Source organism: Stenotrophomonas sp. SAU14A_NAIMI4_8 (genome assembly GCF_003086695.1).
Classification (GTDB): domain Bacteria; phylum Pseudomonadota; class Gammaproteobacteria; order Xanthomonadales; family Xanthomonadaceae; genus Stenotrophomonas.
This window is the reverse complement of sequence record NZ_CP025999.1, coordinates 2495428-2507708: the sequence shown is the minus strand read 5'-3', so window position 1 is coordinate 2507708 and position 12281 is coordinate 2495428. Positions and strand designations below refer to the sequence as shown.

Below are 12281 nucleotides of genomic sequence, written 5' to 3'. Positions count from 1 at the left end.
GCAGATGAAGGCAGGCAGGTTCCACCCGGCGCAGATCCTGGCAGGCGTGCTGTGCCTGTGCACGGCAGTGCTCGCCCACGCGCAGGTCGACCCGGCCCCGGCGGCCGATGGCACCCCATTCGGTGCCTGGCGCAATCTGCAGACCGAAACCGGCTACGAGCCGGCGCAGCGCAACCTCGCCTTTGCCATGCTGCCGCAGGCGGCCACCCGCGGCGACCGGTTCGCGATCCTGGACCGCGAGGGCCGGCGCACGGTGTGCTGCCTGCAGGTGGCCAGTCCATCGCTGGGGGTCAATGCACTGCGCGAGCAGTACCACCTGCCTGCCGTATGGGTGGCCGATCTGAGCAATCTGCACAGCGCCGCGCGACCGTATGTGCCGCATGTGTATGCCATGCAGCGGGTGGACGAGCTGATCGACTACCGCTTCGCCGATGTGCCTGGCGCGTACAGCGATCTGGGCGGCCTGCTGCTGCCCGAAGGTGCCGCGGTGGATGCTGCGGGCACGACCGTGCGCTGGGGCCAGGCGCAGTACCAACTGAAGTTCCAGCGTCTGCCGCAGGCCGATGAGGAAGGCGCGCTGGACCGTTACACGCTGCAGTTGCTGCCTGCCGGTACGCCGCTGCAGGTCGAAGTGCCGTTCGGCACCTACTGAGGCGTTGCCGGCAGCCGGTAGAATGGCGGCCCGCCTGTACGGAACCCGCCGTGTTCACCCGTTCGTTGCTGCTGTTGTACCTTGCCTGCGTGGCTGGCTGTGCCAGCACGCCGCCGCCGCCCGCCCACTCAGATGCGCTGTGGCGGGTCATCCAGCGTGACTGCCTGAGCGAGCGGGGCCCGCAGGGAAGCTGCCTGCAGGTGGAAACCGCCGCCGACCGGCGCGACGTGCTGGTGAAGGATACCCACGGCGATTACCAGTACCTGCTGATGCCGCTGGACAAGGTGAGCGGCATTGAAAGCCCGGTGCTGTACCGGCGCGGTGTGCCCAACTATTTCGCTGCGGCCTGGCGGGCCCGCGTACACAGCGAACGGGCACTGGGCCAGGCCCTGCCGCGTGAAGTGGCCAGCCTGGCGCTGAATTCGCCGCACGGACGTTCGCAGCACCAGCTGCATATCCATGTGGACTGCCTGCGCGCCGATGTACTGCAGGCGCTGGACGCGCATGCCGCTGCGCTGGAAACCCGCTGGGCGTCGCTGCCTGTGCCCTTGCGCGGCCACCAGTACCAGGCGCGCCTGCTGCCCGGTGCCGAACTGACCGCCAATCCGCTGAACCTGCTGGCCCATGAGCTGAGCGGCGTGGGCGATGTCGGCCAGTGGAGCCTGCTGGTGGCGGGCCGGCAGAACGTGCAGGGTACGCCCGGTTTCGTGCTGCTGGCGACCCGACTGGATCCGGCCAGCGGCAACGACGCCAGCGCCGAGGAACTGCAGGACCATGCGTGTTCGGTACTGACCGGCGCCGGCCAGGCGCTGGAGCGGGTGCGCTAGCCCAACTCGCCCTGGCGGCGGCGCCATTCCGGCGCGGTCAGCGCGTGCAGGTGGCGATCCTGCCACTGCTGGCCGTCGTAGTGCTGGCCGCGCAGCACGCCCTCGTGGGCGAAGCCCGCTTCGGTCCATGCCGATGCGATGGCCGTTGGGGTCCGTGCCGGCAGCAGGACGTACAGGCGGTGCAGGCCCACCTGTTCGAACAGGAACGGGCACAGCGCGTGCAGCGTGTCGCTCAGGCGTTCGGCACCACGCCACGGGCCCTGGCAGAACGGGTGCAGTTCGGCGCTGCGCGCCTGGGTGGACTGCAGGCGTACGCCCAGTTGATCCACCAGGCGACGGCTGCTGGCGTCGAACACGCCCAGCAGCAGTTGATCGTTGTCGAACTGCAGGCGTGAGCGCTGCACGCCGATCAGCAGTTGTACGTCGGCGTCCGGGCGGCAGCTGAAGCCGTGCTGCGCGCGGCGTGTCACGCACAGACCCAGCCACTCGTTCAGGTCATTGCGGTGCAGCGGGCGCACGATCACGCCGCCGTGGGCCAGGTGCAGCAGGTGCCGGCGCAGGACCGGGTGCAGTGCGGGAATGGGAGAGGGAAGGGGTTCGGTACACATGCATTCGACGGTGACCTGCCGGCCCGGCAGAAACCATCGAATACGTTGCAAAACGCCTGCAGGCGTCCAGTACGCTAGGGCAACGCAGCGACGCCGTAGGATTCGATCACATAGCTGAAAGGCTGCTGCTCGCGGTCGCGCAGGAGTGCACGTACTTCCAGGATCACGCCCTGATTGCCTTCGCCACGTGGCGGCCAGAACGTCTGGTCGGCCAGGGTCTGGCGCTGGAACCCGAGCGGCCCGACCACGCGGCCGAAGGGCTCGTCGGTGCTGTCCAGCACCTGGTTCATCGCCGCGCTCAGGCGGGCAGGCAGGTACCAGTTGTCGGCCTCGGACAGCACACGGCTGCCGCAGACGAGCTGCACGCGACGGTAGTGCACGGCGCTGCCATCGGTTGCACCCAGCGCGAGCAGCACATCGGCCGGGGCAGCCTTGTCCTGGCCACGCACGCGTACCGCACGCACCCGCGCCTGCTCGGCCAAGCCGTGCTCGGCACACCAGCTTTCCAAGGTGGCGGTGGCGCTCTGGCCACTGAGCACCCGCTGGTGCAGGCGTTCCACCAGCACGGCGGCGGCGATGCGCTGCTGGCCGGGGGGCGCGGGCGGCGGGGTGGTGGCCGCGGCATCGCTGGCGGACAGGCTGGCGATCGGAGCGGCGGCCAACAGGGACGCGGCCTGCCAGCGGCGAAGACGATCGTGGCGGTCGGACGGGCCCATGCGGCATCTACAGCGGGAACAGAGCGCTATGTTACCTGTTCAGGGGTGTGTGCAGCGTGGCGACGAGACGGACGCATCGCTTTGGTGAATGTGTGGCATTGCCATATTTCGTTTGCCGATGGCAGCGAGTGGGCGCACGATGGGCCCCTTGTCTGGCCTGTGGAGTAACCCATGACCCTTCAGTTCGTGCATGGTGGCGTCGACCGCCACGGGGCGCCGCTGCACTTCCACATCCGTGACGGCCAGCTGCAGGCGATCAACGCAGCGGGCGGCGCGGCAGAGGGGGCGGAAAGCGTCAATCTGGCCGGTTTCACCCTGTTGCCGGGGCTGGTCGATGGCCATATCCATCTGGACAAGAGCTTCGTCGGTGACCGCTGGCACCCGCACCAGCCGGTAGCCAGCCTGCGCGAGCGCCTGGCCGTGGAAAAGGCCGCCGTCGCCGCGGCCGCGCCCATGGTCGAGCGTGCCGAGGCGCTGATCCGCCAATGCAGTGCCTTCGGCACCGTGGCCATGCGCTGCCATGTGGACATTGATGGCAGTACCGGCCTGCAGCATCTGCAGGCGGTACGCGAAGCGGCCGACCGCTGCGCGGACATCATGCAGATCCAGCTGGTGGCGTTCCCGCAGGCCGGGGTGATGTCCTGCCCGGGCACCGCCGAGGTGCTGCGGCAGGCCCTGGACGCTGGCGTGCAGGTGTTGGGCGGCATCGATCCGACCACGCTGGACGGTGATGCGGAAGCACAGCTTGCCCTGTTGTTCGGCTTGGCCGAGCGCCACGCCGTGCGCCTGGACATCCATCTGCATGAGCCGGGCGAAACTGGACTGGCGCAGTTGCTGCGGATTGCCGCGCGCACCCAGGCCGCTGGCCTGCAGGGCCGGGTGGCGGTCAGCCATGCCTATGCGCTGGGCGAAGTGCCGCTGGCGCGTGCGCTGCAGGTGGGCGAGGCGCTGGCCCGCGCGGGCGTGGCGATCATGAGCAATGCACCGGGCGACCACCCGTTCCCGCCGTTGCGTGCGCTGCATGATGCCGGGGTACGGGTGTTTGCCGGCAACGACAACATCCGCGATTGCTGGTGGCCCTACGGCAATGGTGATCTGCTGCAGCGGGCGATGCTGCTGGGTTACCGCTCGGGGTTCTACACCGATGCGGATCTGGATCTGGCGCTGGACATGGTGACCACCCATGCCGCACAGGTGATCGGATTGCCGCAGTACGGCATTGGCGAAGGGCTGCCGGCGACGTTCGTGGCAGTGCGCGCGGACCACGGCCCGGCGGCGGTGGCGGGCGTACCGGTCGAACGGCGCGTGGTCGTGCAGGGGCGGTGGTTGTAGTTGGCAGGGCTGCGCCCTGCACCCGCTCGATGCAACGGCAACGGCCAGAGCAACAGCAACAGCTGCATTGCATGGGGTGGCGGGGCGGTGTCGGAGTGCGGGGACGCCGCAAGTACGTCCCTGTAGGCTTGGCAGCCGCATCCATGCGGCTGACACCCCGCACTCCGACACCGCCCCACCTCCGACAGATTCCCGCGCGATCCACGCCGTGCGTGGATGCATTTCGAATTCGATTCGAAATTTTCCATTTCGGTTGAGATTCATCCACGCATGGCGTGGATCTACTGTCGGTTATCGAAACAATTGTTGGTAGATCCACGCCATGCGTGGATGCATGTGTTGGATATCAATTTCAATCGGGGGTCAGAGCCCGTTGCTCAGCAACGGGATCCGACCCCGTGCCGTTCCGTCAGATCGCAGGAAACTGTCGAAGGCGGGGTGGTGTGGGTGGGCAGGACCGCAGGCGCCATGGATGGCGCCTACGAGCCTACACGGACGTACTTGCGGCGTGTCCTGCCCACCCACACCGCCCCGCCATCCCCCAGGAACCCAGCCTTTGACGTTGCTCCTACAGGGGTGCAGGGCGCAGCCCTGCAAACAAAGAACTACTCCGCTTCGCGCTGCACCTGGCGCCAGAGTTCGGCGGCCAGTGCGCGTACGGCTTCGTCTGCGTCGGGGCGGTGCAGCAACCCCAGCTCGTAGTTGTCGATCACCGGCAGGCTGCGTTCGCCATCGATGATGCGATGCTCGCGGCCCACCGCGCGGCGCGGCAGCAGGCTGATGCCGATGCCATCGGCCACCGCGCCCTGGATGCCGCTGAGCGAGGAACTGGTGAACGCAATGCGCCAGCGCAGCCCCAGCGCCTCCACCGCCTGGATCATCTCGTCGCGGTACAGCCCGCGCGGCGGGAAGGTGACCAGCGGCAGCGGATCGTGCTGCAGGCTGCTGCTGCGCACACTGTCGATCCAGTGCATCGGCTCGCGCCGGCAGTGCACCGCCTGGCGGGTGTTGCGGCGCTGCTTCACCAGCACCAGATCCAGCTCGCCATGGTCGAAACCATGGGCCAAGTCGCGGCTCAGGCCGCTGCTGATTTCCAGCTTCACCTGCGGGTGGCGACGGCTGAAGGCGGCCAGCATGCGGGTGGTCTGCGGGTTGACGAAATCTTCGGGCACGCCGATGCGTACCGCAGTTTCCACCGTGGCACCGGCCAGTGCCTGGGCCAGCTCCTCGTTCAGATCAAGCATACGCCGTGCGTAACCCAGCAGGGTGTGGCCGGCGTCGGTGGGGTGCACATCGCGGTGGCCGCGTTCCAGCAGGCGGTGTCCAGCCAGCTCCTCCAGCCGCCGTACCTTCTGGCTGACGGTGGACTGGGTGGAGTGCAGACGGGTGGCAGCGGTGGTGAAACTGCCGCAGTCCGCCACCATCACCAGGGCCCGCAGCAAGTCCAGTTCGAACAAGTTTCTATTCGATTTGGCACTGTCAGCCATTTGAACATTTCACTTCTGGATGATTGCTGCGACTTCTACCATGCAGGAAAGGGTGCGGCAAGCGGGCCGCAGCGCCGCACCGGCCCCGCCGCAGAGGAGAAACGCAGATGCGCATCCATCGTTGCCGCCGCTGTCCCACGCTCGGGCGTCTGTTGCTGCTGTGCGTACTGGCGATGCTGGCGTCGGCCTGCTCGGCCAGCACCGGCGCGGCCGATGTGCGCCTGCGCGAAGCCGCCGCCCGCGGTGACGCCGCGGCCGTACGGGTGGCGCTGGAGGGCGGTGCCCAGCTGGAAGCGCGCGACGCGCAGGGCCGTACGGCCCTGCTGCTGGCCACCCACGGCAACCGGCTGGAGGCAGCACGTGTGCTGATCGACGCCGGTGCCGACGTCAACGCCAAGGATACGATGCAGGACAGCGCCTACCTGTACGCCGGCGCGCGCGGGCTGGATGAGATCCTCGCGCTGACCCTGGCCCACGGTGCCGATCTGCGCAGTACCAACCGCTATGGCGGCACGGCCCTGATTCCCGCCGCCGAGCGCGGCCACGTGCCCACGGTGCGCATGCTGCTGCGCGCCGGGGTGGCCGTGGACCACGTCAATCGCCTGCACTGGACCGCGCTGCTGGAGGCCATCCTGCTCGGCGATGGCGGCCCACGCCACGTGCAGATCGTGCAGTTGCTGCTGGAGGCCGGCGCCGATCCGCATCTGGCGGACGGCGATGGCGTAACGCCGTTGGCGCATGCCCGCCAGCGCGGCTACACCGCGATCGAAACCCTGCTGCGCCAGCACGGCGCGACCCATTGATACCCCTTCCACCCCGCACGTGCGCGTGCCTGCCAGGATGCCATCCATGCTCCGTTCCCGCCCCTTGTCCCTTGCGATCCTTGTTGCTGTCGCGCCGCTGTCGGCGTCTGCGGCCGAACGTGCTGATTTGCTGATCCGCAATGCCACCGTGGTCGATGTCGAGCACGCGCGCAGCCTGCCCGGGCAGAGCGTGGTGATCCGTGGTGATGACATCGTGGCGGTGGGCCCCGACGCGCAGCTGCGCAGCCAATGGAGCGCCAGCCGCCAGATCGATGCCGCCGGCAAGTACCTCATCCCGGGCCTGTGGGACATGCACGTGCACTTCGGCGGCGGCCCGGCGCTGGTGGAGGAAAACAAGGCGCTGCTGCCGCTGTACATCGCCCACGGCATCACCACCATTCGTGATTGTTCGGGCGATCTGCCGGAACAGGTGCTGCAGTGGCGCGGGCAGATTGCCGACGGCACCCTGTTCGGGCCGCGCCTGCTCAGTTCAGGAGCGAAGATCGAGGGCATCAAGCCGGTGTGGAAGGGCACTATCGAAGTCGGTGACAAGGCGCAGGTCGATCAGGCAATCACGCAGCTGCAGCACGACAAGGTCGATTTCGTGAAGATCACCGACAGCACGCTGAAGCCGGACTTGTTCCTGTACTCGGCCACCGCCGCGCGCAACGCCGGTCTGAAGGCATCCGGCCATATTCCGATGGCGCTGACGGTGGAGCAGGCGGTGGATGCCGGATTGGCGTCCATCGAGCACCTGGATTACGCCTTCAAGGCCGGCAGCAAGGATGAGGCACAGATCGCTGCCGATTTCGGTGCGGGCCGCATCGATCGCGCCGAGGCCAACCGCCGCCTGGATGCCAGCTTTGACCGCGATACCGCAATGCACGCCTATCGCGACTTTGCCAAGCGCGGTGTATTCGTGACCCCGACACTCAACGGCGGGCGCATCCTGGACTTCCTGGACCAGGATGACCATGCCAATGATCCCTACCTGGCCTACATCGGCCCCGGTCTGCGCGCGACCTACACCTGGCGCGTGGAGCGTGCGGCCAAGGCCACCCCGGCGCAGATCGAAGCACGCCATGCGCAGTACCAGCAGGTGGCCGCGGTGCTGCCGATGCTGCAGGAAGCGGGGGTGACGATCATTGCCGGCACCGACGCGGGCTTCCTCAATTCGTACAACTTCCCCGGCATCGCCCTGCACCAGGAGCTGCAGTTGTTCGTGAAGGAAGGGCTGAGCGCACCGCAGGCGCTGTCGGCGGCTACCCGTTCCGGCCCGGCGTGGTTCGGGCAGATGGATCGATACGGTGGCGTGGCCGCGGGCAAGGCGGCCGATCTGGTGCTGTTGACCGCCAACCCGCTGCAGGACATCGCGGCAACGCAGAAGATCGACAGCGTGATCCTGCGCGGGGATGTGTATGACCGCGCCGTGCTGGACAAGATGCTGGCCGATACCCGCGCCAAGGTGGCCGCGTGGAATGCGCAGTCGAGCAAGCCCGACTGAGCGGAACGCCGAGAACGTAGAGTCGAGCTTGCTCGACTGAGCGGAAAGCCGTGAACGTAGAGTCGAGCGTGCTCGACTGAGCGCAACGCCGTCGAGCAAGCTCGACGCTACGGTGAGGCAGAAGCCGTCGAGCAAGCTCGACGCTACGGTAAGGCAGAAGCCGTCGAGCAAGCTCGACGCTACGGCGAGGCAAAGGCCGTCGAGCAAGCTCGACGCTACGGTGAGGCAGAGGCCGTCGAGCAAGCTCGACGTTACGGGTTGCCGTCGTCCAGGCTGATGATGCCGCGGCGCAGGGCCTGGGTGACCGCGTGAGTGCGGTCGCCCACCCCCAGCTTGTCCATCAGGCTCTTCATGTGCGCTTTCACGGTCTGCTCGGAGATCTGCATGCGCTCGCCGATGCGCTTGTTGGACAGGCCGCTGGCCACGTGACGCAGTACTTCGGTTTCCCGCGGCGACAGGCGGTCTTCCACCACGTGCGCGGCGATGCTGGCGGCCACTTCGGCCGGAATGGCCGCGCGGCGGCCGTCGGCGACGGTGCGGATGGTATCCACCAGCTCGTGGCGCAGCATGTCCTTCAGCAGATAGGCACTGGCGCCGGCCTGCAGTGCGCGCACCGCACGCACGTCGCCGCGGTAGGTGGTCAGCACGATGATGCGCGCGCGCGGATCGAGCGCGCGGATCCGCACGATGGCTTCCACGCCATCCAGGCGTGGCATCTGCAGGTCCATCAGCACCACGTCCGGCTGCAGCTGCTGGTAGCGGGCAACGGCTTCCTCGCCGTCTGCGGCTTCGCCCAGCAGGCGAAGGTCGGCATGCGCGCCCAGCAGGGCGGCCAGGCCATCGCGCAGCAGGGGGTGGTCATCGACCACCAGTACGCCGATGGGGGCAAGGGAATCAGTCATGGGTGGGGCGGCTCCAGGGCCAGCGCCAACGTGGCGCGCGTCGTTGGTACAAGCGGCGGCCGGGCACGGCCAGCGCGACTTCGGTGCCCAGGCCAGGGCGGGTCCACAGCTGCAGTTCGGCGCCCAGCCGCTGTGCACGCTCGCGCATGCCCTGCAGGCCCCAGTGGCCGTGGCTGGCGCCGGGGTCGGCAATGCCGATGCCATCGTCGCGCACGTGCAGCAGGAAGCTGCGTGGGCCGTAGGACAGCTCCACTTCGATGGCGCTGGCCTGGGCATGGCGCAAGGCGTTGCGGATGGCCTCGCGGCCGATCAGGAACACTTCCTCGGCGGCGTCGGTCTGCAGGGGCGGCGGGGTGCCTTCCACGGTCAGGCGCAGCGGATTGGTGCCTTCGCCGGCGTACTCGGCGTGCACATCGGCCAGCGCCGTGGCCAGGTCGCGCCCACTGAACGGGCCATCGCGCAGCGCGTTCACCCGTTCGCGGCCCTCGGCCAGGTTGCGCTCGGCCAGTTGCATGGCCGATTCAAGCTGCGCGCGCACCGGTTCCGGGGTGCGTTCGGATTGGCTGATGGCATGCAGGCGCAGGATCAGCCCCTGGCTGCCCTGCAGCAGGGTGTCGTGCAGGTCGCGGGCAATGCGTTCGCGCTCGCCGTGGCGTTCCTGCAGGCGGGCGCGGAACAGCGCGGCCAGCTGGCCACTGCGCACGCGCACGGCCATGGCCAGCACCAGCAGCACCGTCAGCGCGCACAGCAGCTTGAACCACACCGTCTGCACGAACGTGGGGGCGATGCGGAAGCTGCGGCTGGCCGGCTCCTGGCTCCAGACGCCGTCCTCGTTGGCCGCTTCCACTTCGAAGCGGTAGCTGCCGGCGGCCAGGTTGGTGTAATAGGCACGGGTGCTGCTGCCGGCATCCTGCCAGCTGTCATCCACCCCGGACAGGCGGTAGCGATAGCGGTTGCGTTCGGGCCGTGCCAGTGACAACGCCACGAAGTCGATCTGCAGCTGGGTGGTGCCGGCCGGCAGGTGCAGGCCTTCGGTCAGCGGCTGGTGCGTATCGCCGTACAGCACATCGCCGATACGCACGCCGGGTGCCTGGGTGTCGATATGGTTCTGGGTGGTGTCCAGCCAGGCCAGCCCTTGGTTGGTGGCCAGCCACAGCAGGCCGTCGGCGGCCAGCACCGCGGTGGGAATGGGGCCACTCTGCAGGGCGATGCCCGGCATCCCATCCACCGCATCGAACAGGCGCGGGCTCAGCGGCGTGCCCTGCAGCAGCGCGCTGCGCAGGGTGGTTTCCTGCAGGCGTACCAGGCCGCGGCTGCCGTTCAACCAGACCCGGCCGCGGCCATCGACCACGATGCCGGTGATGCCCTCCAGCACGCCGGCCAGATCGGTGCGCACGCTCATGAACCGGCCGTCGCCGATCCGTACCGACAGGCCCGACTCACCGGCAACCAGCAGCAGGTCACGGTGCTGCAGCAGGGCGGTGATCGGCCCCACGTCCAGCCCCTGCGCGCTGCCGTAGGTGGCTACGCCGTTGCTGTCGAGGCGGCGCACGCGCCCATCGGCATATCCCAGCAGCAGGCTGCCATCGCTGCCCTGGGCCAGGCTGGAGCAGGCACGCTCGGGCAGGCGCGGTTCGCGCAGCCAGTGCCCGGCCTGGTAATGCAGCACGGCCTGTTCGCCGGCACAGACCCATGCATTGTCGTTGTCAGGGAACAGCAGGGCGTGGCTGGGCTGGCCGGTGAACGGCGCCGGCAGCGGAATGCGCGTGGTCTTCCCGGCTTCGGTGCGGGCCAGGTTCACCCAGTCGAACTGCCACATCGGGCGCGCATCCCGGCGCGCGGCGGCCTGCAGCTCTTTTGCGCTGCGGTCCAGCAGCTGCCGGCGCAGATCGTAGGGCTGCAGGTCTTCGCCATAGCCGTACACGCGGCCATCGTCGGCGCGCACCAGCGAGCGGTACGGATCGGTCGGTCCGACGGTCAGGGTCTGCACGCTGCGTGCGCGGAAGCGGTTCAAACCCAGGTTGGTGCCCACCCAGATATTGCCTTCGCGATCGAGCACCACCGGTACCGCCGACGTGGCGGTCAAACCTTCGGCGGTATCGAAGCGCTCGATGCCGGTGGCGGTGTCGCCGTCGAAGCTGACCCGGGCCACGCCACCGTGCGGGCTGAAGGTCGCCCACAGGTCGCCATTGGCGGTGAACTGCATGCGCGATGCGAGCAGGCCGGGCAGGCGTCGCGCCTCGCGCTCGCTGGCCGGCAGCAGACCGTCGCGGTCGGCCAGCGGCAGGGTGCCGCGGTTGCGGTCGGCCAGCCACACTTCGCCACGCGGGCTCTCGGCCAGGGTGGACATCTGGGAGACGGCGATGCCGGTCGAGGTGAAGCGTGAGGCACCGGCCGGGCGCGACCAGACCTGCAGGTCGGCCAAGACCCACAACGTGCCGTGGCTGTCCTGGAACACCCACTGCACGCGGCGGTCGGGCAGGCCGGTGCTGGCATCGGCCTGCCAGCGCTGCCCGTCGAACCAGCGCAGGCCGCCGTTCACTGCGGCCCACAGCCGGCCATTGCGATCGTGCTCGAAGCGCGGCACCACGCCCACGGGAATACCCTGGGCGCGGCCGTAGTTGTCCAGCCGCCCGGGCTGGCTGTGGCTGATGCCCGCCTGGAAATAACCGATCCACAGGCCCTGCTGCGCGTCGCGCGCCAGGGTGACCATGTTGGTCGAGGGGAAGCGCTGGCCCGCCGGTGGCGCCTGGCGCTCGAAACGGCGGCCATCGAAGCGGTAGAGACCCGAGCCGGTGGCCAGCCACAGCAGGCCGTCGCGGTCCTGGGCGATATCCCAGATATCGCCCGGTGCGCCCTGGCCTACGCGCCAGGCCGTGTGCTGGTAGCCGGGCATGCCGGTGCTGACCGGCGGCTGCTGCACGGCCAGCGCCATTGCCGGCAACGCCAGCGACAGGCAGCAGATCAGCCCCTGCAGGCACTGCAGGAAAGAGCGGGGGAGGGCGCGCATGCCGTCATTCTGGCAGGTGCGGGGCAGCCCGGGGTGACCCGAACGGGGCAGGCGCCCAGCGTGTGGGTGCGCTATCACATCCGCATGGAGCAGGGAGGCCACCGATGCAACGCTTGTTTGTGATGTTCCCCGACCGCGCGCCGGGGATCGGCCTGCTGTGGCTGCGCCTGTGCCTGATGGCGGCGCTGTGGCCGGCGCAGGCGCCTGGCAGCGGGGTCTGGCTGGTCTGCGTGGCCGCACAGGCGCTGTTGCTGCTGGGCTGGGTGACCCCGTTGGCGGTGCCGATGGCGCTGCTCGGGCTGTGGCTGCAGGCCGCGCCGTGGCCGCTGCTGGCACTGCCGGTGGCGCTGTTCCTGCTGGGCCCCGGGGCCTATTCAGTGGATGCACGGCAGTTCGGACGGCGTGTGCTGGAGCGCGGGCCTCCCCCAAAAGGGTGAGTG

Annotated in this window: 11 protein-coding genes; 6 read left to right on the top strand and 5 right to left on the bottom strand. The window is 68.8% G+C overall.

The features are described from left to right. The first annotated feature begins 4 nt into the window (after window positions 1-4). Both C1930_RS11560 and C1930_RS11555 read left to right on the top strand, forming a co-directional pair. Entirely contained in the window at window positions 5-652 is a 648-nt protein-coding gene (locus C1930_RS11560) for a decarboxylase (protein ID WP_234412653.1), read from the top strand. A gap of 50 nt (window positions 653-702) precedes the next feature. After that, window positions 703-1479 (top strand): CDP-diacylglycerol diphosphatase, encoded by a 777-nt coding sequence (locus tag C1930_RS11555; protein WP_108756418.1) that lies wholly within the window; start codon window positions 703-705, stop codon window positions 1477-1479. Here the strand turns inward: C1930_RS11555 and C1930_RS11550 are convergent. Further along, the gene (locus C1930_RS11550) at window positions 1476-2087 is read right to left on the bottom strand and encodes a GNAT family protein (protein ID WP_108756417.1); all 612 of its coding nucleotides are present in this window, start codon (window positions 2085-2087) and stop codon (window positions 1476-1478) included. The genes C1930_RS11555 and C1930_RS11550 overlap by 4 nt on opposite strands. A gap of 74 nt (window positions 2088-2161) precedes the next feature. Further along, a complete protein-coding gene (locus C1930_RS11545) occupies window positions 2162-2803 on the bottom strand; it encodes a hypothetical protein (protein ID WP_108756416.1) in 642 nt (213 codons plus the stop codon). Between the two features lie 171 nt (window positions 2804-2974). Between C1930_RS11545 and C1930_RS11540 the strand changes: the two genes are divergently transcribed. Next, window positions 2975-4135, top strand: coding sequence for an amidohydrolase family protein (locus C1930_RS11540; protein WP_108771807.1), 1161 nt, complete (start codon window positions 2975-2977; stop codon window positions 4133-4135). 605 nt (window positions 4136-4740) lie between these two features. Here the strand turns inward: C1930_RS11540 and C1930_RS11530 are convergent. Continuing rightward, window positions 4741-5622 carry a LysR substrate-binding domain-containing protein gene (locus C1930_RS11530; protein WP_108771805.1) on the bottom strand — a complete coding sequence of 294 codons (882 nt, stop codon included), beginning with the start codon at window positions 5620-5622 and terminating at the stop codon, window positions 4741-4743. 107 nt (window positions 5623-5729) lie between these two features. Here C1930_RS11530 and C1930_RS11525 point away from each other — a divergent pair, with 107 nt between their 5' ends. Both C1930_RS11525 and C1930_RS11520 read left to right on the top strand, forming a co-directional pair. Next, complete coding sequence (locus C1930_RS11525; RefSeq protein WP_108771804.1) at window positions 5730-6425, top strand: ankyrin repeat domain-containing protein; 696 nt, start codon at window positions 5730-5732, stop codon at window positions 6423-6425. 46 nt (window positions 6426-6471) lie between these two features. Further along, window positions 6472-7929, top strand: a complete 1458-nt coding sequence (locus C1930_RS11520; RefSeq protein ID WP_108771803.1) for an amidohydrolase family protein — start codon at window positions 6472-6474, stop codon at window positions 7927-7929. Between the two features lie 251 nt (window positions 7930-8180). On the opposite strand, the gene C1930_RS11515 is transcribed toward C1930_RS11520, so the two are convergent. Next, window positions 8181-8831 (bottom strand): response regulator transcription factor, encoded by a 651-nt coding sequence (locus C1930_RS11515; protein WP_108753325.1) that lies wholly within the window; start codon window positions 8829-8831, stop codon window positions 8181-8183. Beyond that, window positions 8824-11841: a sensor histidine kinase gene (locus C1930_RS11510; protein ID WP_108771802.1), complete on the bottom strand. Its 3018-nt coding sequence runs from the start codon at window positions 11839-11841 to the stop codon at window positions 8824-8826. The genes C1930_RS11515 and C1930_RS11510 overlap by 8 nt, the downstream gene beginning before the upstream one ends. A gap of 104 nt (window positions 11842-11945) precedes the next feature. Between C1930_RS11510 and C1930_RS11505 the strand changes: the two genes are divergently transcribed. After that, window positions 11946-12278 (top strand): hypothetical protein, encoded by a 333-nt coding sequence (locus tag C1930_RS11505; RefSeq protein WP_108771801.1) that lies wholly within the window; start codon window positions 11946-11948, stop codon window positions 12276-12278. The last annotated feature ends 3 nt before the right edge of the window (window positions 12279-12281 follow it).